This is a genomic window from Silvimonas sp. JCM 19000, assembly GCF_054652575.1.
Window position 1 is genome coordinate 105374 of record NZ_BAAIHC010000004.1, and the last position, 26319, is coordinate 131692.

General features: G+C 60.2%; 17 protein-coding genes and 1 pseudogene. 15 read left to right on the forward strand and 3 right to left on the reverse strand.

The genetic code is table 11. The features are described 5' to 3' along the window. The first annotated feature begins 14 nt into the window (after window positions 1–14). The 4 genes from ACYQ1A_RS05580 to ACYQ1A_RS05595 all read left to right on the forward strand — a co-directional run bounded on the left by ACYQ1A_RS05580 (window position 15) and on the right by ACYQ1A_RS05595 (window position 8740). Window positions 15–605 (forward strand): chalcone isomerase family protein, encoded by a 591-nt coding sequence (locus tag ACYQ1A_RS05580; protein WP_499360898.1) that lies wholly within the window; start codon window positions 15–17, stop codon window positions 603–605. Window positions 606–1747: 1142 nt separating this feature from the next. Then, the gene (locus tag ACYQ1A_RS05585; protein WP_499360900.1) at window positions 1748–3472 is read left to right on the forward strand and encodes an autotransporter assembly complex protein TamA; all 1725 of its coding nucleotides are present in this window, start codon (window positions 1748–1750) and stop codon (window positions 3470–3472) included. After that, on the forward strand, window positions 3472–7311 hold the full coding sequence (locus tag ACYQ1A_RS05590; protein WP_499360901.1) for a translocation/assembly module TamB domain-containing protein: 3840 nt from the start codon (window positions 3472–3474) through the stop codon (window positions 7309–7311). The genes ACYQ1A_RS05585 and ACYQ1A_RS05590 overlap by 1 nt, the downstream gene beginning before the upstream one ends. 319 nt (window positions 7312–7630) lie before the next feature. Then, window positions 7631–8740 carry an SGNH/GDSL hydrolase family protein gene (locus ACYQ1A_RS05595; RefSeq protein ID WP_499360903.1) on the forward strand — a complete coding sequence of 370 codons (1110 nt, stop codon included), beginning with the start codon at window positions 7631–7633 and terminating at the stop codon, window positions 8738–8740. 66 nt (window positions 8741–8806) lie between these two features. Here ACYQ1A_RS05595 and ACYQ1A_RS05600 read toward each other — a convergent pair whose 3' ends face one another. Next, complete coding sequence (locus ACYQ1A_RS05600) at window positions 8807–9658, reverse strand: ComF family protein (RefSeq protein ID WP_499360904.1); 852 nt, start codon at window positions 9656–9658, stop codon at window positions 8807–8809. Here ACYQ1A_RS05600 and bioB point away from each other — a divergent pair. The 4 genes from bioB (at window position 9568) to ACYQ1A_RS05620 (ending at window position 13695) form a co-directional block, all read left to right on the forward strand. Further along, window positions 9568–10557 carry a biotin synthase BioB gene (gene bioB, locus ACYQ1A_RS05605; RefSeq protein WP_499360905.1) on the forward strand — a complete coding sequence of 330 codons (990 nt, stop codon included), beginning with the start codon at window positions 9568–9570 and terminating at the stop codon, window positions 10555–10557. The two genes, ACYQ1A_RS05600 and bioB, sit on opposite strands and share 91 nt — an antisense overlap. A gap of 176 nt (window positions 10558–10733) precedes the next feature. After that, a complete protein-coding gene (locus ACYQ1A_RS05610) occupies window positions 10734–11027 on the forward strand; it encodes a DUF2325 domain-containing protein (RefSeq protein ID WP_062225477.1) in 294 nt (97 codons plus the stop codon). Between the two features lie 75 nt (window positions 11028–11102). Continuing rightward, a complete protein-coding gene (locus ACYQ1A_RS05615; protein ID WP_499360906.1) occupies window positions 11103–13028 on the forward strand; it encodes a UvrD-helicase domain-containing protein in 1926 nt (641 codons plus the stop codon). 418 nt (window positions 13029–13446) lie between these two features. Continuing rightward, the gene (locus ACYQ1A_RS05620) at window positions 13447–13695 is read left to right on the forward strand and encodes a hypothetical protein (protein ID WP_499360907.1); all 249 of its coding nucleotides are present in this window, start codon (window positions 13447–13449) and stop codon (window positions 13693–13695) included. 107 nt (window positions 13696–13802) lie between these two features. Here the strand turns inward: ACYQ1A_RS05620 and ACYQ1A_RS05625 are convergent, their stop codons facing one another. Next, a complete protein-coding gene (locus tag ACYQ1A_RS05625) occupies window positions 13803–13991 on the reverse strand; it encodes a hypothetical protein (protein WP_499360908.1) in 189 nt (62 codons plus the stop codon). Between the two features lie 325 nt (window positions 13992–14316). Between ACYQ1A_RS05625 and pepF the strand changes: the two genes are divergently transcribed. Then, window positions 14317–16200 (forward strand): oligoendopeptidase F, encoded by a 1884-nt coding sequence (gene pepF, locus ACYQ1A_RS05630; RefSeq protein ID WP_499360909.1) that lies wholly within the window; start codon window positions 14317–14319, stop codon window positions 16198–16200. A 119-nt stretch (window positions 16201–16319) separates the two neighbouring features. Here pepF and ACYQ1A_RS05635 read toward each other — a convergent pair. Further along, window positions 16320–16817, reverse strand: a pseudogene (locus ACYQ1A_RS05635) (FxDxF family PEP-CTERM protein); the annotation flags it as partial. A 335-nt stretch (window positions 16818–17152) separates the two neighbouring features. On the opposite strand from ACYQ1A_RS05635, the gene ACYQ1A_RS05640 reads away from it, so the two are divergent. The 6 genes from ACYQ1A_RS05640 (at window position 17153) to flgK (ending at window position 26295) form a co-directional block, all read left to right on the forward strand. Beyond that, window positions 17153–18817 (forward strand): Na+/H+ antiporter, encoded by a 1665-nt coding sequence (locus ACYQ1A_RS05640; protein WP_499360910.1) that lies wholly within the window; start codon window positions 17153–17155, stop codon window positions 18815–18817. A gap of 314 nt (window positions 18818–19131) precedes the next feature. Further along, window positions 19132–20250, forward strand: a complete 1119-nt coding sequence (locus ACYQ1A_RS05645; RefSeq protein ID WP_499360912.1) for an S-(hydroxymethyl)glutathione dehydrogenase/class III alcohol dehydrogenase — start codon at window positions 19132–19134, stop codon at window positions 20248–20250. A 12-nt stretch (window positions 20251–20262) separates the two neighbouring features. Continuing rightward, entirely contained in the window at window positions 20263–21108 is an 846-nt protein-coding gene (gene fghA / locus ACYQ1A_RS05650; protein WP_499360913.1) for an S-formylglutathione hydrolase, read from the forward strand. 3 nt (window positions 21109–21111) lie between these two features. Then, window positions 21112–22653, forward strand: coding sequence for a diguanylate cyclase domain-containing protein (locus ACYQ1A_RS05655; protein ID WP_499360914.1), 1542 nt, complete (start codon window positions 21112–21114; stop codon window positions 22651–22653). 157 nt (window positions 22654–22810) lie between these two features. Further along, a complete protein-coding gene (gene flgJ / locus ACYQ1A_RS05660) occupies window positions 22811–23719 on the forward strand; it encodes a flagellar assembly peptidoglycan hydrolase FlgJ (RefSeq protein ID WP_499360915.1) in 909 nt (302 codons plus the stop codon). A 116-nt stretch (window positions 23720–23835) separates the two neighbouring features. Continuing rightward, complete coding sequence (flgK, locus tag ACYQ1A_RS05665; RefSeq protein WP_499360917.1) at window positions 23836–26295, forward strand: flagellar hook-associated protein FlgK; 2460 nt, start codon at window positions 23836–23838, stop codon at window positions 26293–26295. The last annotated feature ends 24 nt before the right edge of the window (window positions 26296–26319 follow it).

Below are 26319 nucleotides of genomic sequence, written 5' to 3' on the forward strand. Positions count from 1 at the left end.
TTAAGGAATACACCATGCAAAAACGCTCGCTGCTCAAACAATCACTGGCCATCGCCGCCCTCGGTCTAAGCCTGACCACCGCCGCGCACGCGCTTGAAGTCGAAGGCCAGCAAGTGCCGGAACATGCTGAAGTCAACGGCCAGAGCCTGTTGCTGGATGGCGCTGGCTTGCGCAAGAAAGTGATTTTTGATGTCTATGTGGCCGCGCTGTATACCAGTGCCAAAACCGCCGACGGCGCCGCCGTCATCAACGGCACCAGCGCCCGCCGCATGGAACTGAAAATGTTGCGCGGCGTGGGCGCCAGCACCATGCACGAATCGTTTGTGGAAGGGCTGGAAGCCAACACTACCGACGCGCAACTGGCGGCGATCAAACCGCGTGTGTCGCAACTGGAAAAAATCTTTGCCGACGTGAAAAAGGTAGAGAAGGGCGATCTGATCACGCTGGACTTTATTCCCGGCACCGGCACCAAGGTGAGCGTGCGTGGCAAAGCCTACCCGGTCATCCCGGGCGACGACTTCGCCTCGGCCATGCTGTCGATCTGGCTGGGCCAGAAGCCGGTGCAGAATGATCTGAAAGCGGCGCTGCTGGGCAAAGCTTCCTGATCTGGCACCAAGCCGCATAGGGTGGGTCAAGACCCACCATTCAAAGGCACATAATCGAGCGCCATCGCCGGGTTATACGTCTTTGAATGGTGGGTCACGACCCACCCTATTGCGGCGCTGCTGGGCAAAGCTTCCTGATCTGGCACCACGCCGCATAGGGTGGGTCAAGACCCACCATCCAAAGCCGCATAATCAAGCGCCATCGCCGGGTTATACGTCTTTGAAATGGTGGGTCACGACCCACCCTATTGCGGCGCTGCTGGGCAAAGCTTCCTGATCTGGCACCAAGTCGCATAGGGTGGGTCAAGACCCACCATCCAAAGCCGCATATTCGAGCGCCATCGCCGGGCTATACGTCTTTGAATGGTGGGTCACGACCCACCCTATTGCATTGCGGCCACTCGAATTCTGGGCCGGTCTGGCGTCTTTTACGCGCAGGCGACCAGCGGCAAGCTGGCCGGATGGTCGGAATTTTCGTAAAACTGTGTATCGCGCAGCTGCATGTAGTTTGCGCAAAAAAATGCCGCACCGGCCGGGTGCGCCACGGCTGAAAACGTGCGCCGTCGCGGGGCGCGCGGGCAGGGAGGGGGTAGTATTGCTACACCTACCGTTTTGTATGTTGCAGTGCGAGCTACGTGAAGAAACGTAACGAATATCAGGGTTTGCCCGTACATTGTTGTAGTTATATGACGGTTGGTAATGAAAATATAACGTAGTTAACCTACATAAACGCTTGCACCATTTTTGTAGTTGTCGTACATTACGGCCCATGGATCGGCGTTTGAAACGCAAGTGGAAAACACCGGTAGCGCTGAGCGCGCAACCTCTTTTTAAGCTCTCCTAGGCTTAGAAATACGGCGCAAGCCGTAAGCTTTATCGACTCCTCCATCCTCTATGCCCGTGGCTAGTTAACGCGTAAGCGCTACTGACCAACGGGCTATTTTTTTGCCCGTCGCTTTGCAAGCATCCTGCGTGCCGCTTTCGCCATGCTGAATTCGCTATTGCATCACTGCCTTGCACAAATATCCCACCAGCATTGTTCACCACACGCATGCACTTCGGTACAGTAGCGGCTTGACTGATGCCGTCCCGGATTCCTGCCTTTGCCTGCGCTCTTCTGCCGCTGTCTGTTGGTTCTTGCTGTGTCTGCGCCGATGCTGGGGTGGGCCGACGACGTAGCGCGCGTCAACAGCTACGACGTCAAGATCAATGCGCCCAAACAAGTGGACGATTTGCTTGAGTCTTATCTCGACGTGTATCGCTGGCGCAAACAAAAAGATCTGGCGGTGGACGATCTGCAAGCCGCAGTCGACCGCACCCCGCAAGACGCCGCCAATCTGCTGAATACCGAGGGCTATTTTTCGCCTGTGGTCAAAGCCACGCTTAACCATGACGGCGAGCACTACCGCGTTGATGTCACGGTGGATCCCGGCCCGGTGGCCACCGTGCGCAAGATTGATTTCCGCCTGACTGGCACCGTGAACGACGATCCGCCGTATCGCGACAATCTGTTGCAGCGGCTCAAATCCGACCCCGCGCTCACAGAAGGCAGCGTGTTTACCCAGGCGCAATGGGACGCCTACAAGCGCCGCGCGCTTACCGCGCTGCAGAACCGGCGTTACGCCGCAGCCTATATCAGCGAGAGCCAGGCGCTGGTCGATCCCAAAGCCAATGTGGTTGATCTGACCATGGTGCTGGATAGCGGCCCGTTCTATCACTATGGTCAGGCCGAGATCAGCGGCATGCAGCGCTATCCGGAGCAGATCGTGCGTGATCAGATTCATTTGAATCCGGGCGACGAATACCGGCGGTATCAATTGCTGCAATTGCAGAGCGATCTGCAAGACATTCCGCAGGTGGCCACCGCCATCGTTGATACCCAACTGAGCGACGAGCCGCCCTATACCGCGCCGATCGATATTACGATCCAGGAAGCGCCATTGCAGAAGCTGGGCCTGGCCGCCGGTTACAGCACCAACACGCGTTATCGCGGCCAGATTGATTATCGCTATAACAATGTGGCGAATCGCGGCTGGGTGTGGACCACTAAGGCCACCTACGAAGGGCTGGAGCAATCGCTCAATACCGAGCTGGCTTTCCCCAAACAGGACGACGGCTATAACAACAAGCTTTACGTCAACGCCGACCACAGCGATGTGCAAGGCCTGGTCACCACCACCTATAAAGGCGGCTTCAGCAAATCGCGCACTGATCGCGATATTGATCGCACCATCACCATTGAATACCAGGCCGAACGCCGGGACGTGGGCGACGGCCAGATTGATACGCCACATGCGCTGACCGCCAATTACAAATGGGTGCGGCGTGATCTGGACAGCCAGCGCGATCCGCATCGCGGCAATGTGCTGCAGCTGGAAGGCGGTGGCGCCTCGGGCCAGTTGTTGTCGACGCAGACCTTTGTGCGTCTGTACGGCAAAGGTTCGGTGTATTACCCGGTGGGCGAGACCGGCATATTTCTGGGCCGGCTGGAACTGGGGCAGAACTTTGCGCGTAATCCCGACGGGGTGCCCACCGACTGGCTGTTCCGCGCCGGCGGTAGCGGCAGTGTGCGTGGTTATGACTATCAAGCTCTGGGCGTCAAAGCCGATGACGGCACCATCGTGCCCGGCCGCGTGCTGGCCACCAGCAGTGCGGAATACCAACATCCCGTGTACAAGGATTGGCGCGGCGCCGTGTTCGTTGACTATGGCGACGCCGCTGACAGCTGGCAGACCTGGGAAGGCCGCACCGGCGTGGGTGTGGGCGCACGCTGGATCAGTCCGGTGGGCTCGATCGGCGCCGATCTGGCTTATGGCGTGCAAGACCGCAAAATCCGCTTCCACTTTGCCTTGGGCATGGCGTTCTGATGCTGGACGACGACCTCATCCCCGCCCCAGCCACCCCGCAGCCCAGGCGACGGCATCCGCTGCGCAATACGCTGGTACTGTTGCTCGGCCTGGTGCTGCTGTTGGCGCTGGCGCTGGGTGGCGCCGCGTGGTGGATAGACACCGCGTCCGGCCATGCCTGGCTGTTGCGCCAGGCTGCGGCCAGCAAAGTGGTCAGCATCGGCAAGCTCGACGGCTCTTTATATAGTCAGTTGCAAGTGAGCGACGTGGTGGTCGACACGCCCGAAGCGCACGTCAGCATCGACACCGCCTCGCTCCGCTGGAAACCGCTGGAATTGCTGGAGCGGCGCGTTGGCATCGATGCGCTTGATGTCGGCTCGGTGCATGTCACAACCAAACCGCAACCGCCCAACAAACCGACCTCGCCGCCACCGACATCCTTGCGCTTGCCGATTGCCATCCGCGCCAATGATGTGCAACTGGCCCGGCTGGAAATCGTCGGCACCCCGCTGGTCTTTACCGCGCTCAAAGCCTCGCTGCAAAGCGACGGCGAAACCCACAAGCTCAGCATCGACCAGCTATTAACTCCACGCGGCCGCTTTGAGGCCGATCTGCAACTGGATGGCGATGCTCCCTTCAAGACGCTGGGCCAGTTGCAGTTTCGCGGCGTGCTGGATGGCAAGGCGATGCAGGCGGGCGTGCAGCTTGATGGCGCGCTACGCGATCTGAATGTGCAAGCCCGTCTGCAGAGCGAAGTGGCCCAGGCCAGCGCGTCGCTGCGCGCCGATGTCTTTGCCGAATACAGCTACGCCATGCTCAAACAGGCGCGCATCAGCGCCGAGCGCGTTAACCCGCAGCAATTGCTGGCCACGCTGCCCCAGGCTTCGCTGTCGGCCAATATCACGCTGGTGCCGCGCGGCAAGGATCATGCCGATGGCGATGTGCAGATCAGCAACGCCGCTGCCGCCACCTGGGACCAGGAAGCGGTACCGGTCACGCAAATCAGCTCGCATTTTGCGGTGTCGAACAACCGGCTGGATCTGACCAATCTGCAAGCCAGCTTGCTGGGGGGCGGCACGCTCAGTGGCGATGGCCAGTTTGCCCAGGACAAGCTGGATGCGCACTTCAAGCTCAAAGACCTGAACGTGGCTGCGCTGATCAAGAATCAGCCGCCCACCCGACTCAGTGGCGATATTGCGCTCAAGGGCCCGTACAAAGCGCCGGACGTGCTGGCCAAACTGAGCGACCAGCGCTACAAGACCAACGCCGAAGCCGATCTGGGCTGGCTCCATCCCGAAACCGAACGCCGCCTGGCCATCCGCAAGCTGAATGTGCAACGCGGTCGCGCCACGGTGGCCCTGACCGGCGAATTTGCGCTGGATGGCAAACAGGATTTCAAGGCCAAGGGCAAGCTGGGCAATTTTAATCCGGCCGAATACGTCAGCGCGCCAGTGGGCAATATCAGCGGCGATTTCAGCGCCGAGGGCGCCTTGCAGCCGCATTGGCAAGGCAAGCTGCAATACACGCTGGCGCAGAGCAGTTTCAATGGCCAGGCGCTGGCCGGGCAGGGCGTGGCGCAGCTGGATGCCACGCGCCTGGTTACGCCGGGATTGTGGCTGCAACTCGGGGCCAACCGGGTAGATGCCAAGGGCGCGCTGGGTAAGGCGGCTGACCGCATGCAATTGCATATCGCGGCCAATCGGCTGGCGGATATCGGCGGTGGCTTTGCCGGTGAAGTCAACGGCGACGTGGCGCTGCAGGGCGGCTTCAAGCGGCCGGAAATCCAGGGCCAGTTGCAGGCGCGCAATCTGCATACGCCGTATGGCGTGCAAATCGGCAGCGCCAAAGTGGATGCGCGCTTGTTCCCCGATCTGAATAGCCCGATCCACGCCGATATCGAACTGGCCGATGCGCAAGGCTTTAACGCCAATATCAAGGCCCTGCATTTCAATCTGCAGGGTACGCGCGGCGCGCACAAACTGGCGCTGCAGGTAAACGGCCTGTACCAGTCGCAGACGCTAAGTGCCAATCTGGCGGCGGCCGGGGGGCTGGACGAGATGTGGCGCTGGAGTGGCCGGGTGGAAGAACTACAGGCGCAGAGCCTGTTGAATATCAAGCTGCTGGCGCCCACCACGCTGACCGCTGGCGCCGATGTAATCGGCCTCGGCGATACCCGCATCGCCGTCGGCGCCGGCCAGATCCATATCGCGCGGCTGAAGATGAGCGGCGCACAACTCGATACGGCGGGCGAAATCAGTCAGGTGCCGGTGGCCGAATATCTGGCGTTGGCGGGCATCAAAAACATCGGCAGCGACATGATACTGAGCGGGCGCTGGCAGTTGCGCGGCAGCGATACGCTGGATGGTACGGTTGATCTGCAACGCGACAGCGGCGATCTGAAACTGCTGGGTGGCGTGCCGCAACCGTTCTATCTGACCGCACTGGCCCTGCACGCCCAGGCCCGGCAATCACGCGTGGCCCTGAACGGCCAGATTGTGAGCGACCGCTTTGGCACCGTCAAAATCGACGGCGACACCCAGATCGATTGGCATGACAAGGCGATCTCGCCCAGTGCCCCGCTGAATATCAATGCAGCCGGTGATGTCGAGAAGCTGGACAAGCTGGCCCCGCTGATCAGCAGCACGCTGCAACTGGCTGGCAATCTGGCGTTTGATGTACACCGCACCGGCACGCTGGATCGCCCTGTGGTCAGCGGCGCGGTCAACGGCAACAAGCTGGCAATCCGCGACAGTGCCAGCGGCCTGGCGCTGACCGATGGCGCGGTACAGATGGTGATGCTGGATAACCGCGTTACGCTCAAACAGTTTTTGTTCCATGGCGGCAGCGGCACGCTGATGGCCGACGGCACGCTGGACATCGGCAAGGAAGGGCCTAACGCCAAAGCCAATGTGGTGGCAGACAAACTAACGCTGATCAACAAGCCGGATATGCAGATGATCGTGTCGGGCAAGGGTTTGCTCGGCTATGACAAGGACGGCATTTCGATCAAGGGCAATCTGCGCGCCGATCACGGCATGGTGCGCTATCAGGCCAGCGGCGAGCCGCATCTGTCGGACGACGTGGTGATTGCGGGCGCGCAAAAAGAAACGAAGTCGAACGTGGCATTGACTGCGCTGCAGTTTGATGTCGATCTGGGCGATGACTTCACCTTCAAGGGTTACGGCATCGACGCCAAACTGATCGGCGCTTTGCGTCTGCGCGCCAGCCCCAACCAGTCGCTATCGGGCCACGGCACGGTCAGCGTGGAAAGCGGCAAATACGCGGCCTATGGGCAGAACCTGACCATCGAACGCGGCATCTTGAGCTTTGCCGGGCCGCTGGATAATCCCGGCCTGGATATCCTGGCCATGCGCCGTGGCGGTACGGTGGAAGTGGGCGTTGCGGTCAAGGGCACCGCCAATGCGCCGCGCGTGAGTCTGTATTCCGAGACGGCGCTGTCCGATAACGAAAAGCTGTCGTGGCTGTTGTTTGGTCACGGCACCGACTCGATGGACAAGGGCGACGCGGCCGTGATGGTGCAGGCCATCAACGGGCTGTTGGCCGGTAACGGCGGCGGGGACGGCATAGGTCAGCAAATGCTCGGCGAAATCGGCATCGATGAGATCGGGGTCAGCACCGATAAGCATGCCGATGGCACCACCTCGCAAGTGGTATCGGTGGGTAAGCGACTTAGCGAAAAGGTGTCGATTGCCTTCGAGAAAAGCCTGGACGGGCTGGAAGACGCCATCAAGCTGACTTTGCGCTTGTCGCGCAAATGGTCATTGATCACGCGGTTTGGCGCTTACGAGAGCACGCTGGATGCCAGCTACAACATCAATTTTGATACGTTGCCATGGTGATGCAGCGCTACGCCGCTACACAGAGTGTGTAGTTAGAGAAACAAACATTCGTTTTATCGTGACCGCATATTGCAAACTAAAGTAGATTACCGGCTAGCCAAAGCGCCGGTAGTCTGCAGAAAAACCAGTCACAGAGCGGGCTGTAGCCTGAAACGGCGCGGTTGGTGAAACTGCTTATTGTTGCATTTGGTATCGGCTGGCTACGCTGCATTGCGTAGTGCGGGTATCGATGATTACAAGAACGGTACACTCTGCGATGCGCAACGACGCATCACGCTGGACCACAACCAGAACACGAATCTGTAAGAAGGAGAGGCATATGCGCATCAATGGTATCGGCACGCTCAGCGCCGTCATTTCGGCCCTGTTGCTGGCAGCTTGTGGCGGTGACGACGGCAGCGGTAACGCCGGCGTAGCCGCACCGGTTACATCGACCGCCAATATCACCGAAGTCGTTTCGTTCGGCGACAGCCTGAGCGACGTGGGCACCTATAACCCGACGCTGCTGGATACGGATACGACCAACGACAATTACGCCGGTCTGCCGTTTACCACCAAGCCAGGTACCACGTGGGCATCCTACCTGGCATTGGCTTATGGCTTCTTCCTGCAACCGTATGAACGTGTGGATTGGGGCCTGGTCGGCACGGCCTACCCGGACCGTATCGTCAAGCTCGGCGGCACCAGCTATGCGCAAGGCGCTGCCACCGTGCAGACCGACCCGGCCAATGGCGGCAAGGTGGATGGTTCCACCCTGGGCCTGCCGGCAGGCACCACGGTGCAACTGGCCACCGCGCTGTCGGTCAAGACGCAGATCGACCAATACGTGGCCGATCGCACCAGCTTTAACAGCCACCAACTGATCCTGATCGATGGCGGCGCCAACGATCTGATCAACTTTGCCCAGAAGGTTGCGGCTGATCCCACCCAGGCTGCCAATGCGACCGCCGTGGTCGGCGCTGCTGCCACCGGCATGGTGACGCAACTGGGCCGTCTGCAAGCCCTGGGCGCGACCAATATCGTTTATGCAAACGTGCCTAACCTGGCGCTGACCCCGGCGTTCTCGGTGGCGGCCGTCGGCACCACCGGCAACGGTCTGGCCGCGCAATTGACTACGGCCTACAACACCGCCGTGGCCAATGCCATCACTGCCAACAAGCTGAATGTACAAGTGTTTGATGTCTCGGCCATGCTGACCAATGTGGTGGCGTCTCCCGCAACCTATGGTCTGAGCAATGTGACCACGCCTGCATGTAACAGCACGCTGAATGGCTCGCTGAGCGCCATGACATGTACCACCAGCACGCTGGTGGCCGCCAATGCCGACAGCACATATCTGTTTGCCGATGGCGTGCACCCGACCAATGCCGCGCACAAGATCTGGGCTGCACTGGCTGCTAGCCAGGTGATGGCGGTTATTCCCAAATAAAAAGCAGTAGGGTGGAGGAGGCAAAAAGGCGACCGCAGGGTCGCCTTTTTTTTATATGGCGTGGCCTCACAAGGTACGCGCCAGCACCCAGGCATCCACGCGCGCCGCGCCCGCCTGCCGCAAACACCGCGCGGCGGCATGCAAGGTGCTGCCGGTGGTCATGACATCGTCGACCAGCACGATATGCAGGCCGCGCACGTCGCCGCCGCAGACAAAGGCCTGGCGCAGATTACGACGTCGGGCTTGCCCACGCGCCCCGGTTTGATGTGGCGTGTCGCGGGTGCGCTGGAGTAAATCACCGCGCAGCGGCAGATCGAGAGCCTTGGCCCAGACCCGGGCAATCTCGGCACTCTGGTTGTAACCGCGCTCGCGCCAGCGCGCCGCATGCAGCGGAATCGGCACCAGACAAGCCGGGTGCGCTTGCCCGGCCACGTGGGGTAAAGCGCAATGCGCCAGGGCGCCACACAGGGCCCAGCGGCCTTGCTTGGCCGCCAGTATCAACGGCGCAATCCAACCGCCATAACTGAACGCCGCCGCAACCCGGGCAAAGGCGGGCGGATGCGCTTTGCATGCAGCGCAGCGTTGACCACGCGCTTGCGGCATGGCGCAGCGCGGGCAGACCGGTTGGCTAAGCCACGGCAGGTCTGCGCGGCATGGTGCGCATAGTCGGTCAGCGCCCACTGCACCGCATAACCAACACATCTGCGGCGGTAAGACCTGACGCGCCTGTTGCCACTTGTTCAAAAATGATCGTTTGAAATTTGACAATTGCTTTTGCGCTCGCCCAGAATGGCCTGAATGTTGTTCATTACCCAGGAAAAAAACCGATGAATCATCCTGCTGCGCAAGCCATCGAATTCCAGCGCTCCACCCCCCACCCCGAGTCCGGTGCGTGGTCGGTAGAGGCGGTAGAGGCATTGTTCAATCTGCCGTTTAACGATTTATTGTTCCGCGCGCAGCAAGTGCATCGTGAACATTTCGACGCCAACCGTGTACAGCTCTCAACGCTGCTGTCGGTCAAGACCGGTGGCTGTAGCGAGGACTGCGGTTACTGTCCGCAAGCCGCGCGTTATCACACCGGGGTTGATAACGAGAAATTGATGAGCGCCGATGAAGTCATCGACGTGGCCCGGATTGCGCGTGAAAACGGCGCCAGCCGCTTCTGTATGGGCGCGGCATGGCGTGGCCCCAAGCAGCGCGATCTGGATGAAGTGAAGAAGATGATTGCCGGCGTCAAGGCGCTGGGGCTGGAAACCTGTGCCACGCTGGGCATGCTCAAGCCGGGCCAGGCGGAGCAATTGCGCGATAGCGGGCTGGATTACTACAACCACAATCTGGATACCGCGCCGGAAAAATACGGCGATATCGTCTCGACGCGGGAATACAGCGACCGGCTGGATACGCTGGGCAAAGTGCGCCAGGCCGGGATCAACGTTTGCGCCGGCGGCATCGTCGGCATGGGCGAAACCCGTGCTGAGCGCGCTGGCCTGGTCGCCCAGCTCGCCAATCTTGAGCCGCAGCCGGAATCCGTGCCGATCAACAACCTGGTGCAGGTGGAAGGCACGCCGTTACATGGCACCGAGCCGGTCGACTGGACCGAGTTTGTGCGTTGCATCGCCGTAGCCCGCATTACGCTGCCCAAAAGCTACGTGCGCTTGTCCGCTGGCCGCCAGCAAATGCCGGAAGCCATGCAGGCGCTGTGTTTTATGGCTGGCGCCAACTCGATTTTTTATGGTGACAAATTGCTGACCACGGGTAACCCGGATGTAACGCGGGACCGTGCCTTGATGCAAAAGCTGGATATCCAGCCCTTGTGAGTTCGCCCGTGACCAGTCTGAACCGACTGGCTGGAGCGCGTCGCCCCCGACGCGCTCTTTTTTCGTCCTGCGTTTTATATTCGATCAAAGAATATCAAGGCGATTTAATATTATTAAATCGAATGTAAAAGCAATGCTAGCCTGCTCCTTGTCTGCCACTGCGGCACGGAGCACGCATGAAAGCCTACCTCGTCGGCGCTGATCGTCTCGGCAATATCCCCCACTTCCTGGCCAGCCAGGGTATACGCATCAACGGCCATCTGAGTGGCCGCGATGCCTCGCACCAGCGCAAGCCGGTGAGCGTGCACGGGGCGGATCTGATCATTCTGTTTACCGACTTTATGGGCCATAACGTCATGCGCAACTATCGGCAGTTGGCGCAGCAAAACAATATCCGCTTTATTGCTTGCCGCCGCTCGGTGTGTGATCTGCAGCAATCGCTGGGGGCCATACAGCGCGTCACCAACTAGCCAGCCGGTGGCGTGACTGGGCCGGCGGCGGCGACTACACTACGCGCTCCGCCGTCCCCAGCCCGAAGCCGCCTTATGCTTGATTTGCCGTCCTTGTCGCCCGAACAATCCGCCATCGTGGCCGCCGTGATCAAACGGCAACGCTTTGCCGCGCACTGGCTGGTGGAAGCAGGCGCCGGTACCGGCAAGACCACGGTGGCCGTGCATGCGCGCGCAGCGCTGGGCGGGCAGGGCACGCTGGCGTTGACGTTCTCCAATGCCGGGCAGTTGCGCTTTCGCCAGGTACATGAGCGTTATTTTGCTGAACAGCACCTGCCGCGCGACGCGGTCTACACCTTTGACCGTCTGGCCTATGAAGTGCTGTGCGGGCACGACCAGGGCGTCAGTTATTCCAGCGACGGTTATTTCACCCCGGAAGAAGTACGGCGCGGCGCGGTCAATCGCACCGGGCATATGCTCGAACTGCTGGCCGAGCTGGTAGATGAGCTGAACGATGTGTGGGAAGGCGATATCCCTGCGCGTGAAGATGACCTGATCCGCCATCTGGAACTGATTGCCAATGTGCGCGTGGCCAACGTGTTCCGCCATCCCAGCATGCAGGCCGAAGAAGAATTTCTCGACGAAGAAGACCTGGAGCAGCGCCAGGATTATCTGGCTAGCCTCGATCTGCCGCCGTGGTTTTACGATCTGTTTACCCGCTTTGAACAACGCCGCAAAGCCGCCTACCACCTGGTGGGGGTTGAAGGCGCGGCCTATGACCTGGCGGGCGACCCCAAAGCGCTGGTGCGTTATTTAAAGGCGCGGCAAATCCACACCATACTGGTGGACGAATTCCACGATACCAAGGCATTGCATTTTGATTTGCTGCGGGTGATGGCCAGCGCGGGCTGTCGCTTGTTATTGATTGGTGACCGCCATCAAGACATCTTTGCCTGGCGCGGGCTCAAGCCGTTTTCTGCCTTTGAGGCCGCCAGCGGCTTGCCTGGGCTGGAAGTACTGACGCTGACGCGCTCGTGGCGCTATGGCCACCGCATTGCGCGCATCGCCGAGCGCATAGTGCAGCAACTGCAGCCCGGTGCCGCCGTCACCAGCGGCGCGCGCACGCAGCAGGCGCAGACGCGCAACACCACCGATCTGATCGCATGGCTGGGCGATTGCCGCGCGCAAGGCGTGCCGCTGGACACGCATTGCGCCATCCTGCCCACCGCCGCCGATTGCATGGCGTTGCAGTTGCGCTTGCTTGACGCCCATGTGCCGTTCAAACCGGTGGAGCGCGTGCCGTATGTGTTCCATGGTCACGAATTCCGTTTGTTGCGCGGGCTGGCGCTGTTGTACGGCCAGTTGTTCGGGCGCTTGCCCGCATTCCATGTCAATCATGTGTTTGCGTTTGATTTGTTGCTGGACGTGCCCGCCTTATATATCGACCCCGATCTACGCGACACTTTGCGGCACGGTTTGGGATTAAACAGCGCGCGCGTGGACGGCCAGCGCCTGGTCACCGGCGACGCAGCCATCTTCGGCTTTGCCGTGGCGGAGCTGGCCAGGGTGTTGCCCGATGAGATGCGCCAGGCGCAAGCGTGGCCCAACTGGCTGGCGAGCGCGATCAAACATCTGCAATTGCACGCCTTGCTGCACCAACGCGCGCAGCACCCGGCGGCGGGGCGGCAGTCCGGTCTGTTGCTGGATGCCATCGCCGAGCGCTTTGGCCAGACCGAACCGGCGGCTTTGCTCGAGCATTGGGATGAGCGCATTACCCGCTTTATCAAGCAGCGTCATGCTGGCGCGCTGGTGCTGACCTCGGTGTTGCACGCCAAGGGCCACGAGTACGAACAAGTGTTGTTGCCCTGCGGCCAGGCGGGCTGGCGCGCGCATTTGCTGCAGCCAACCGCGCCGCGCTGGCGCGAGTTATATGTGGCGGTAACCCGCGCCAAAGCCGGGGTCATGCTGGAAATTCCCGCGCCCGATGTGGCGGAGAAAGCGATTGCGATTTTCGGAAATTGACACGCTGCAAAAAAAATGCGGCAACAGGCTTGACGCATCTGTCGGGCTCGGGCAGAATCCGGGCCTTATTGCGCTTAAACCGATGTAGTTCCTCAGTTGTACTTAAAGTTGTTTTCTCTCCAGCCTTTCTGGCTGCTCAGTTCAAACACCACACCTGACGCACTCCCGACCGCGCAATCTTCCGCCGTTAGCGTAGCTGGCTCTTATGCCGGCAAACGGCTGGATCTGCAGCTGCATGGCGTTTTATTCCGCAAGCCGGAAAGCCCTCTGTAGCGCGGCAATGAAGTTTGCTGATGTTCCCGGTCTGACCCCTCATTCTTTCCGTGTACCCCCGCTGACGGGCATTGCCCTCTGCTCCGGCCGCTTGCCGGTTTGCCTTGTGCTACCTGACGGAACAACGATTCCGAAGGAGTAAACCATGGAAAACCTCAAGCATTACGACGTCAATGTCGAAGTTCGCCCCGTCAACGTGGGCGCTGGCCTTAATGGCTGGTATCAACTGGTCCGTTTTGACGGCCAACACCGCGTGCCGGTGACTGACTGGCAATGCGTGGACGGCGAGCCGATGACCATCGTGCATCACGCCGTGCGTGCCGCGCAGGACACCGCGCTGGCGCAACTGGCCCGCATCGCGCGCCAACCGCAGCGCCGTCGCGCACACGCCTGATCGGGCAGGGGATAAACGCAGCGCTCAAGCTCCGGGCGCGCCGACATCCCCGTTCGCGACACCAAGCACAACGCCGGCAATTGCCGGCGTTGTCGTTTGTTCGGGGTTTACATCACAGAATATTCTTCGCGGTGTTCAGCCATGCTTTCCAGCATTTCGCGCCGCTCTTGCAGCGCGCGCCGCGCCGATCCCTGGCGCTTGAGCTTCTCTTGCAATCCAAGCGCTACGCCGCGGTCCTCATCTCTTTGATTACGTTCACGAACCATCTCGGCGCATTTGCTAAGTTGCAACTTCATGGAGTTCTCCACGGTGGTTGAAGTGAATTCAATGTAGCGCAAAGATATTACAACGCCCAGGCGGCAGACACCCATTGTGGTGTAAGCGCTTCACTTGGCTGCAACGTCAGACAATTCGCGCCCTGGCGGGGTGCAACGTGGCGCTGGCGCAACGTCGGCTGCACCAATCGCGCTCATCTTCTCTTAATTACACGGCAATGCTTTCATCATCACGGCTGGCTACGGCAGAATGCCCGCACCCCGGTTCTTAGAGCTGCGCGGCGCATATCCCTGCACCGCACGTTTTTGACCGACCCCCGCGACCCTTACCGAGAGTCCTGCCCCGATGAAACGCACTGCCTTAGCTTCTGCCGTAGCCATTGCTCTTGCCCTCGCGAGCTTGCCCGCCGCGCATGCCGCCACCCCCGTGGCCGCGCCGACGGTATTCTCACCCGCCAATCCGCCCGCGGTGTGGGATCTGACCGCCTTGTACCCCAGCGATGCCGCGTGGGATACCGCCCGTGCCAGCCTGGTGGCCGATCTGCCCAAACTGGCCGCGCTGCAAGGCACGCTGGGCACCAGCCCGGCCAGCTTGCTCAAAGCATTGACCACGGTCTCGGATGCGCGCCGCACGCTGTATCGCCTTGATACCTACGCCAGCCTCAAGGCCGACGAAAACACCAAAATTGACGCTAACCAGGCGCGTCGTCAGCAGAGCGATTCCGCTGCCAACCAGTTTGAACAAGCCACTGCGTTTATCCCGGCTGAAATCTCGGCCATGGGCAAAGACAAAGTAGAAGGCTTTATCAAGGCCGAGCCGGGCCTGGGCAAATTCCGCTACCAGCTTGAGACCATGCTACGCCTGGCCGAACACACCTTGAAGCCGGAGCAAGAAGCCTTGCTGGCGGCCGCGGCAGACCCGTTGGGCCAGCCCGAAGCCATTTATAGCTTGCTGACCAATGCCGATCTGCCGTGGCCGCAAATCACTGTACGCGGCAAAAAGTACACGCTGGATCAGGAAACCTATGTGCATCTGCGCGCCGATCGCGATCCGCAAGTGCGTGCCCAGGTGTTCAAGGCGTTCTGGCCGGTCTACAAGGCGTATGAGCGCACCATCGGCGCGGTGTACGTGGCGCATTTGCGTGGCACGGTGTTTAATGCCCGCGCCCGCAAGTTTGATAACTCGCTGGATATGTTCCTGTCCCGCGGCAATACGCCAGAGGCGGTCTACCGCACGCTGGTGGCCGAGACCAATAAAGGCCTGCCAACGCTGCACCGTTACTTCAAACTGCGCGCGCGTTTGCTGGGCCTGAAGCAGTCGCAATATTCCGATATCTACGTGCCGTTGGCCGCACCGCCCAAGACCTACACCCTGGCTGAAGCTGAGCAATTGACGCTCAAGGCCGTCGCGCCGCTGGGGCCGGAATATGTGGATGCGCTGGGCAAGAATTTCCTCGGCAGCTGGATGCATGCAGTGCCGCAGGTGGGCAAACGGTCCGGTGCCTATATGAATGGCATCGCCTACGACGTGCATCCCTTTGTCCTGACCAGCTTCAATGGCGATTACGAAAGCGTCAGCACCGTCGCGCATGAATGGGGTCACGCCATGCATTCGGTGCTGGCCAATGGCGCGCAGCCGTTCGAGACCGCGGATTACTCGATCTTTGTCGCAGAAATCCCGTCGACCACTAACGAAATGCTGTTGGCCGATTACGTAGCTGCGCATGCCAAAACCAAGGCTGAAAAGGTTTATGCGCTCAGCCAGCAACTCGAATTGCTGCGCGGCACGTTCTTCCGCCAGGCCATGTTTGCCGAATTTGAGCTGAAGTCACACGAAGCCATCGAGAAAGACCAGTCGCTGACCGGTGCGGACCTGACCAGAATCTATCTGGATTTGCTCAAGCGCTATCACGGTGATGCCGAAGGCGTGATGCATATTGATGATCTGTATGGCGCGGAGTGGGAATACATCCCGCACTTCTATACCGATTACTACGTGTACCAGTACGCCACCTCGATCAGCGCGGCCGCGTATTTTGCCGAAGGCATCGAGAAGGGCGACACCAAGCTGCGCGAGCAGTATTTCAATATGCTAAAGGCGGGCGGTTCGGATGATCCATATCAGATCGTCAAACGCGCCGGTCTGGATATGGCCAGCCCTGCGCCGTATCAGGCCATCATCGCGCGCATGAACAAGGTGATGGATGAGCTGGACGCGCTGACCAAATAAACGGCGCGGGGTGCGAGCCGGATGATTCCGGCGCGCCCAGTCCGCGTGGCGACGTCATGTATGGAAATACAAAAAACCCGGCCGAGGCCGGGTTTTGTATTTGCGACTTGCCAGTCCGCTCAAGCGCGCTTTTTCTTGCGAGCAGCAACCAGAGCAACCAGGCCCAGACCCATCAGGGCGTAGGTTTCGGGTTCCGGTACCGGAGCGGTAACGGTGGACGCGAAGGCGTTCGTGTCTACCGAGTACAGGCCACCCTTCGAACCATCGGCAACGCCCGACACTTCGTAGTAGTAGTTGCCAGCAGCCAGGCCGTTGAACCAGCTGGTGTCATCACCGGTGGTGCCGCTGAAGTTGTAAGAGCCAATGGCAACCGAGCTGCCTTCTTTGAACAGGCTCACAACGCCGTTGATGATGTCGTAGCTGAAGCCGACCTTGGCTTTCAGGTTGGTGGAGCTAGCGGAAGAGCCCACGTCGCTCAGCGTTTCGGACAGCGTGAAGGTCAGGATGTCGTCGAAAGCGCCGGTAACATTAACTTGCTTGTAAGCGCTGTCGTTGTCGCCCAGGGTACCCAGATCGTAGGTGGTGGCGTGAGCGGACATTGCTACGAAAGCGGAGGCTGCGGCAACAGCCAGAAATTTGATAGAACGCATTGTGAAAACTCCTTGTGACAGACTGATATGTTGGTTTTGTGAAAGCCGCCTGCTGACGACGTGCTTATAGTAATCATGAAAGATTCTGTAAGCAAACCCTTTTAAGGCGAAATTAAGGGGTAAAACATACCGTTCGTCGGCAGCTGACAGTCAGTATAGGGCAAGGTCTTACAAACCATTAGAAAGCACTAATGTGCCGAGCTGTCGGCAATATGCAAGTTGTGCTGCCCCGCCGTGCGCGGCACCATGCCTCTCATCCGCGGTGCTTACAGGGTTGCACCGCACAAATACTGGGTTTGCCGATGGAAATACTGTTTACCGTGCTGGTTTTATTGCTGGCGGTGGCGCTCTCGGGCGTCGCCAGAAAGTGGCTACCGTTTGCGGTGCCCCTGCCTTTGATGCAGATCGCGATGGGTGCTGTGCTGGCCTGGCCCGTGCTCGGCTTGCACGTCACCTTTGATCCGGAACTGTTTTTACTGTTGTTTATTCCGCCACTCTTGTTTCTGGATGGCGCGCGCACGCCGCGTCGCGAGTTTGTGCAGAACAAACGGCCCATCCTGGCGTTGGCATTGGGTCTGGTTTTCTTTACCGTCGCCGGCGTCGGTTATTTTGTGAACTGGTTGATTCCGGAAATCCCTTTACCGGTGGCGTTTGCGTTGGCGGCGGTGTTGTCGCCGACCGATGCCGTGGCGCTGGGTGGCATTGTCGGCAAGGGGCGTATTCCGGATACGCTGCTGCAGATTCTGGAAGGCGAGGCGTTGATGAATGACGCGTCCGGCCTGGTCGCGTTCAAGTTCGCGGTGGTGGCCGCGATGACAGGTACGTTTTCATTACTGGATGCTTCCGCCAGCTTTGTATTGATTGCGCTGGGTGGGTTGGCGTGCGGCGCGCTGCTGGGAGTGGCCTTTGCCTGGGGCCGCAATGTGCTGGTGTCCTTCAGTGGCGACGAACCGGGGCCGCAAGTGGTGCTGATGCTGCTGCTGCCGTTTGCGGCCTATCTGGTGGCCGAGCGCCTGGGTGTATCGGGCATTTTGTCGGCGGTGGCGGCGGGGATGGCGGTGAATGCATCCGATCTGTTCAAAACCACCAGTCTGGCGACCCGGCTGCAAGCCAACAGCACCTGGACCATGATCGAGTTTGTCTTTAACGGCCTGGTGTTTATTTTGTTGGGCCTGCAATTGCCGCACATCATCGGCCGGGCGTTGGTCGAGGCGCATCACGACAGCGCCACCGCCGCGTGGCAACTGGTCGGCTATGTGCTGGCGGTGATGCTGGCGCTGCATGTATTACGGTTTATCTGGGTCTGGGCGCTGCGCTATACCGCGCGGGCCGCTTTGCGCAAACAAGGCTTGCTGCATGTCAGCGCGGGCTGGCGCACGCTCAGCCTGATGACATTGGGGGGCGTGCGCGGCGCGGTAACGCTGGCCGGTGTGCTGGCGCTGCCGCTCACCTTGCCCGGCGGCGCGCCATTCCCGGCGCGTGATCTGGTGATCTTTATTGCCGCCGCCATCATCCTGCTGTCCTTATTGCTGGGTGCAAGCGGTCTGCCACTGCTATTACGCAATGTCAGCGCGCCTACCGACACGCGCCATCATCGCGAAGAAAATCGGGCACGGGCAGCGATTGCGCACGCCGCCATTGCCGCGCTGGAACGTGAACGCGATGCGCTGGGCGTGGATATGAGCGATACCGACGCCGCCAGCATCACCACGCTGGCCGCGCAACTGATGGAAATCTATCGGCGCCGCATTGCCGTGCTGGAAACCCAGGCCGAAGCGCGCGAACACGTGGTGCGCGAAGAGCGCCTGATGCGCAATCTGCGCGGCGTGGCGGTACGGGCGGAACGCGAAGAAGCCTATCGCCTGCATAAAGCCGATGAAATCAATGATGAAACGCTATCTACCCTGGTGCGCGAAATCGATCTGGCCGAAGCCGCGTTCTCGGAACGGCCGCGCTTTGATAAATAACCTATGCCGCACGGCCAGCGCCGACTCCGCCCGCAACACGCTGAAGCGATAGGGTGGGTCGAGACCCACCAGCCCAGGCCCTGGAGAGAAACGCATAAATTGCGTGTCCAGGCTGCGGGTTTGCGTGGTGGGTCTTGACCCCCGCTATCGCGCGCAGGTCCGGGCATCTGCTGCGGTCTCAGCGATTGCGCCAGGCAGCGCGCCAGCAGAATTTGCGATGCCATCAGCATGAACGTTGAACGACTAATATAATCTCAATCCGAATTCCCCCGTCCTACCAAGGCGCGCAATGCGCCACTGCCAGGAGTTGTCCCATGATTAAATCCCGCGCCGCTGTTGCCTGGGCCGCCCGTCAACCACTGGATATCGTCGAAGTGGATGTCGCGCCGCCCCAAGCCGGCGAAGTGCTGGTCCGCATCGTCGCCACTGGCGTTTGCCATACCGACGCCTATACCTTGTCCGGCGCTGACCCTGAAGGCATTTTCCCGGCCATCCTCGGCCACGAAGGCGGCGGCATCGTGATGGAAGTCGGCCCCGGTGTTACTTCGGTGGCGGTGGGCGATCATGTGATTCCGCTGTACACGCCGGAATGCGGCCAGTGCAAGTTCTGCCGCTCGGGCAAGACCAATCTGTGCCAGGCCATCCGTAGCACGCAAGGCAAAGGTCTGATGCCCGATGGCACCTCGCGCTTTTCGCTCGACGGCAAACCCATCTTTCATTACATGGGCACCTCAACCTTTAGCGAATACACCGTGCTGCCCGAAATTGCCGTGGCCAAAATCAATAAAGCCGCGCCACTGGAAAAAGTGTGTCTGCTGGGTTGTGGCGTCACCACCGGCATGGGCGCAGTCATGAATACCGCCAAGGTCACGCCCGGCAGTACCGTGGCCATCTTTGGTCTGGGCGGTATCGGCCTGTCGGCCATTATCGGTGCGGTGATGGCGGGTGCTGAGCGCATCATCGGCGTGGACATCAATCCGTCCAAATTTGAAATCGCCAGACAACTGGGCGCCACCGAATGTATTAATCCGGCCGATTACGACAAGCCTATTCAGGAAGTGATTGTCGAATTGACCGATGGTGGCGTGGATTATTCGTTTGAATGCATCGGCAATACCAAGGTGATGCGTTCGGCGCTGGAGTGCTGCCACAAGGGCTGGGGCGAATCGATCATTATCGGCGTGGCCGGGGCGGGCGAAGAAATCAGCACGCGCCCGTTCCAGCTGGTGACCGGCCGGGTGTGGAAGGGCAGCGCCTTTGGCGGCGTCCGTGGCCGCAGCGAATTGCCGGGGTACGTCGATCGTTATATGCAGGGCGAATTTGAGCTCGACACCTTTATTACGCACACCATGGGCCTGCAGGACATCAACAAGGCCTTTGATCTGATGCATGAAGGCAAGAGCATCCGTAGCGTGATCCATTACGACCTGTAAACCGAGAAAGCCATGCCCGAATTGTTGACGCCGCTCTCCGCCAACCGTGCTGCAGGAGGATGGCAGCATCGTTTTGCCCATCACTCTGACGTGCTGGCCTGCGACATGAAATTTGCGGTGTATCTGCCGCCGCAAGCCACTGCGCATCACAAGGTGCCGGTGCTGTACTGGCTGTCTGGCCTGACGTGTACTGAAGAAAACTTTATCCAGAAAGCCGGCGCGCAGCGGATGGCGGCGCAACTGGGGCTGGCGATTGTGTGCCCCGACACCAGCCCGCGTGGCGAACACGTGCCCAACGACCCGGCCTACGATCTGGGCCAGGGCGCGGGGTTTTATCTGAACGCCACGCAAGCACCGTGGGCCGCGCATTACCGCATGCATGATTACGTGGTGCACGAGTTGCCCGCGCTGATCGAAGCCGAATTGCCGGTGCTACCGCAACGGGGCATCGCCGGGCATTCCATGGGCGGCCACGGCGCCCTGGTGCTGGCACTGCGCAATCCGGGGCGCTATCAATCGATCTCGGCATTTGCCCCGATCAGTCATCCATCTGCCACGCCGTGGGGGCAGAAGGCGTTTCGCGCTTATCTGGGTGACCAGCCGGAAGACTGGCGCGAATGGGATGCCAGCCTGTTATTGGCCCAGGCACGGCAAGCGGTGCCGACGCTGATCGATCAGGGCGAAGCCGATGAGTTTCTGGCGCGCGAACTACAACCAGAGACGCTGGAAAACAGCGCCCGCAGCGCCGGCTACCCGCTCACGCTGCGGCGCCATGCTGGCTATGATCACAGCTATTACTTTATTGCCAGCCTGATCGATGACCATCTCCAACATCACGCGCGCGCGCTGATCAAATAAGCCATGCGTATTCCTGTCTCCTGGCGCGTCGGGCTGATCCGTCTGCGGCGCACTGTCCAGAAAAACCCACAGCTGGCGGTCATCGGCATGCTGTGCGTGGTGCTGGGAGGCAGCGCGGCGCATTCGGTTTATCGTGATTACGAAGAAACCATGCGCCAGCAGCGCGCCATCGTCGGCTCTTTGTCGCGGGTGGCGGCGGCGCATGCGCGCAACACGCTGCAAGAGGCCGACAACGCGCTGCAACAGACGCTGGGCATGGTATCGGCCGCGGGGGGGATTGCGCAGATCAATTCGCTCGATTTCTGGTGGCGACTTAAAAGCTATGCCTACAACGTGAGCGATTGCCAGGGGGTGTGGATTTTTGATCGCAGCGGCAAGCCGGTGCTGGAATCATCGGCCTATCCGGCGCCCACCAATGTCAATTCGGCCGACCGTGATTTCTTCAAGGCCGCGCTGGCCGGGCAGCGGTTTTATGTTTCGACGGCATTTCGCTCCCGCGTCTCGAACAAGTTGGTATACGGCGTATCCCGGCCGATTTTTGCGCGCGATGGCCATGTCGAAGGTGTGGCGCTGGTCGCCTTGCGTATCGATAACCTCAATGATTTTTATGCGCTGATGTCATTTGATGCGCGCTTTATCTTTGGCATCTATAGCGAAGACGGTCGCATCGTGGCACGCACCCCCGATCTGGACGCCGTGCTGGGGCGGTCGGTCAAAGACGAAGCCTTGTATCGTGATCGCGATGCCGGCAACGGCATCTACGATATGCCGTCGCCGCTGGACCACGTGCAACGCATTGCCGCCTGGCAACGCGTGCCGGAATTTGGCGTGATCGGCTACGCCGCACTGTCGCACGATCTGGCGCTGCGGCCGTGGCGTATCCGCACCGCCACCACGGCCATCGAGGCGGCCATTACGCTGGCGGTGCTGGTGGCGGCCGTGCTGTGGGGGTTTCGTGCCACCGTGCGTGAAAGCCAGGCGCAACGGCTGTTGCGGGAAGCCGCGCTCAACCAGGTCCGCATCATTGATGAACTGGAAACCGCGCAGCTCGATGCGCTCACCGGCTTGTACGGCCGCAAATTAATGATGGAACTGGCCGAGCGTAAACGGCAGCAGTCGCTACAGGCGGGTGATTGCATGGTGTTTATGTTGCTGGATCTGGACGGCTTCAAGGCCGTTAATGACCAGTTTGGCCACGACACGGGTGATCAGGTCTTGATCGCCACCGCCGCCGCCTTGCGCGCTTGCCTGCGGCCGGATGATCTGGCCGGGCGCTGGGGCGGCGATGAATTTGTGGTGGCGGTTAACGTCGCCCCGCATTACGCCAGAACGCAGGTTGATGCGATCGCCCGCCGCATCGTGCAACGCGTTGGCGAAATCGGCTACGGCATCAGCGGCAGCCTTGGCATCGCCATCTTTGACGCCCACCTCAGCCTTGACCTGGCCACCCGCCGCGCCGACGCCGCGATGTACGAAGCCAAACACCGCGGCAAGAACGGGTTTGTCATCTGGGACGAATCGATCGGCCTGGTCACCGCCGCATAGGGTGGGCTTGGACCCACCAACCAAAGTGGCGGGCCACGCTCACCGCACGTGGCAAATGGCTTTGAGAGGTGGGTCTGGACCCACCCTATGCCCGGGGTGCTGTCTGGCTGGCACGGTGTTTGCTTGATAGGGGTATCTACCGTGTTCGATGCCCATCATGCTCAGCCCCTCCGCCGCCCGCAGTACCGGTCAGGATTTCGTGATCGACCCCAACAACGTGGGGCAGTTGCGTACGCTTGCGGCCAAATCGCCGGAGCAGGGCGTGAAAGCCGTGGCGCAACAGTTTGAAGCCTTGCTGATGCAGCAGATGCTCAAGTCCATGCGTGACGCCACACCGCAGTACGACACGCTGAATACCTCGAATGTGAAGATGTTTCAGGGCATGTTTGACCAGCAGATGTCGAGCTCGCTCAGCAAGCACGGCGGCCTTGGCCTGGCTGATGCCATCGTGCGTCAGATCCAGATTCAGCAAGACCCGTCGCTATTGCAGCAGGCCTGGCATACCCCGCCCAATGCGCTGACGCCAGCTAACCAGAGCACCGATCCGGATGCGGCAAGTACCTCGGGCAAGGCGGCAAAAGATGCCGCTACGGGCGGCAAAAGCGGATCTTTTGTGGCGCGCATTGCCGGTGCCGCGCAAAGCGCCAGCGCCACCCTGGGCGTGGCACCGCATGTCTTGATGGCGCAAGCCGCGCTCGAAACCGGTTGGGGCCGCAAGCCGCTGACCGATGCCAGCGGCAAGGACACGCACAACCTGTTTGGCATCAAGGCGGGCAAAGACTGGCAAGGCAAAACCGCCACCGTCACCACCACCGAATATGTAAACGGTGTGGCGCAAAAGAAAGTCGATACCTTCCGGGCCTACGATTCTTATACAGATGCTTTTGCCGATTACGCCAGCTTGATCAAAAAACGCTTCGGCGATGCGGTCGGCGCAGGCGATAACGCGCGTAGCTACGGCCAGGCCTTGCAGGCCGGTGGTTACGCCACGGATCCCACCTATGCCAGCAAGCTGGCGCTGGTGGCGCAGCGGGTACAGAAACACTTGCAGGACGAAGCCGCTTAAGGCGTCGCAATGGATGAGCGGCGCCGCCGGGCTTCAAGTCCTGGCGCTTTACGCCGATACAAAGGAATGACCGCGCCTGCCCAGAACCACCGGGTGGGCCGTAACGGAGCAACAGAATGAGTGTATTCAGCATTGGTGTTTCGGCACTGAACGCCGCCAACCTGGGTTTGACCACCACAGGCCATAACATCGCCAACGAAGCGACGCCGGGCTATTCACGTCAGGCCATCAAGCAAAGCGCGCCATACCCGCAACTGACGGGCAGCGGCTTTGTGGGCATGGGCGTTAAAGTGGATACCATCCAGCGCGCCTACGATCAGTTTCTGACCAAGCAACAGCAAACGGCGCAGACACAAGACAGCTTTCTGAATACCTATCTGACCCATCTGAACGATATCGACAATATCGTGGCGGATCCGACTGCGGGTATTTCGCCGGCCATGCAGGACTTTTTTTCGTCGGTACAGAATGTGGCGACCTCGCCGGCTGATACGCCGTCGCGCACCGCCATGCTGACCAGCGCGGGCACCCTGGTGTCACGCTTTCAGTCCTTCAACGACCAGCTGAACGAAAACGCGCAAACGCTGAATGGCGAAATCAGCACCACCGTCGACAGCATCAACTCGATCACCACCCAGATCGCCACGCTGAATGGCCAGATCGCCACGCAATCGGCTTCAGGCCAGCCGCCCAACGATTTGCTCGACCAACGCGATCAACTGGTGCTGGACCTGAACAAATACGTTAAAGCCACCACGCTGACGCAAAGCGACGGCAGCATGAACGTGTTTATCGGCAGCGGCCAGAACGTGGTGGTGGGCGGTAATTCGTTTAACCTGGCGGCCGTGCCGTCGCGGGATGATCCGACCAAAACGCAGATTGCCTATCAGCAAAACAATGTGACGGTGTATTTGCCCGATTCGCAAATTACTGGCGGCTCGCTACAGGGTTTGCTGACCTACCGCAATGACTCGCTGTCGCTGGCGCAAAACACGCTGAACCTGACCGCGCTCGGGCTGGCACAAACCTTTAACGCGCAACACCGCGCCGGGATTGATCTGAACGGCGATCAGGGTCAGAACCTGTTTGATTATCCGCGCGCGGATAATGTCGATATGTCTTTGAACGGCCAGAAAGTGACCCTGACCGCCCCGGACAATGCCATCCCGCAATCGGATTTCTCGCTCAGCTACAACGCCACCAGCGGCAACTACACGCTAACCCGCGCCACCGACGGCCAGACCGCGTCGATTACCGCGGCACAGCTGACCTCCGGCTTCACCGCACTGGGCGTCACGGCGCAGATCACCGGCACCGACGCGACGGCGACCGGTACCAGCGCCACCGCGTCTTTCCCGCCGTCTCTGGGCAATGTGTTCAGCAATACCGGTAACACCGGCAATGCCGCTTTGACCGGTTATATCAGCGACACCACCAAGCTGACCGCCAGCAACTACAAGTTCTCTTATGACGGCACCCAATATGTGATGACGCGACTGAGCGACAACACCCAGACCGTGTTTACCCCGGCGCAAGTGGCGGCTGGCGCGGTGGGGGCGGACGGGATTGCAGTCCAGATCAAGTCGGGCGCCATGAATGCAGGCGACAGTTTTGAGATCCAGCCGGTTAGCAGTGTGATCCAGGGGATGTCGGTGGCGATTTCTGATCCGACCGAAGTGGCGGCTTCTTCGCCCATTACCGCTACGGTGGGGAAGGGCGCGGCCAATACCGTGACCTTCTACGGCGCGGCTGATAACACCGGCACCGCGTTGTTGTCCGGCACGGTCACCGACAAAACCAAATTGACCGGCAGCGATTACAAAGTGTCGTATGACGGCACCAACTACTCCTTAACGCGTATTTCGGATGGCGTATCGACCACGGGCGCAGGCTTTCCGCTGGCGATGGACGGGTTTACCGTCAACCTGAACAGCGGTTCATTCGCCACGGGTGACAGTTTTACCGTGGTGCCGCCAGGCAATAACAGCGGCTCGCTGACCATTACGCAGCCGCTGGTCGACACCCCGCCGACCGATACCACGCAAGGCGCAGTCAGCACGGCGCTGAAGAACCCGGTAACGATCAATTTCAATACCGCCAACAGTTTCACCATCACCGACGCGGTGACCGGCGTAACCACAGCGGCGCAGAACTATACCAAGGGCATGCAGGTCAGTTTCAATGGATGGTCAATGACGCTGGATGGCACGCCCGCAGCGGGCGATTCGATAGGCGTGGCACCCAATACATCGGGCAACGCCGACGGCCGCAACGCGCTGGCGCTGGAATCCTTGCAGACCACCAAGTTGCTCGATAACGGTAAATCGACCTATCAAGATGTATACGGTCAGATGGTGTCCAAGATCGGCACACAAACGTCGCAAGCCAAGATCATGGCGACGGCGCAAGATACGGTGCTGACCCAGGCCACTACCGCGCGCGATTCCCTGGCGGGCGTCAACCTGGATGAAGAAGCGGCCAATCTGCTGCGTTATCAGCAAGCCTATACGGCGGCCAGCAAGGTCATCCAGATTGCCCAGCAAACCTTCCAGGCCATCGAGAACATCATCAGTTAATGCCATGCAAACGTCTGGCGGCAT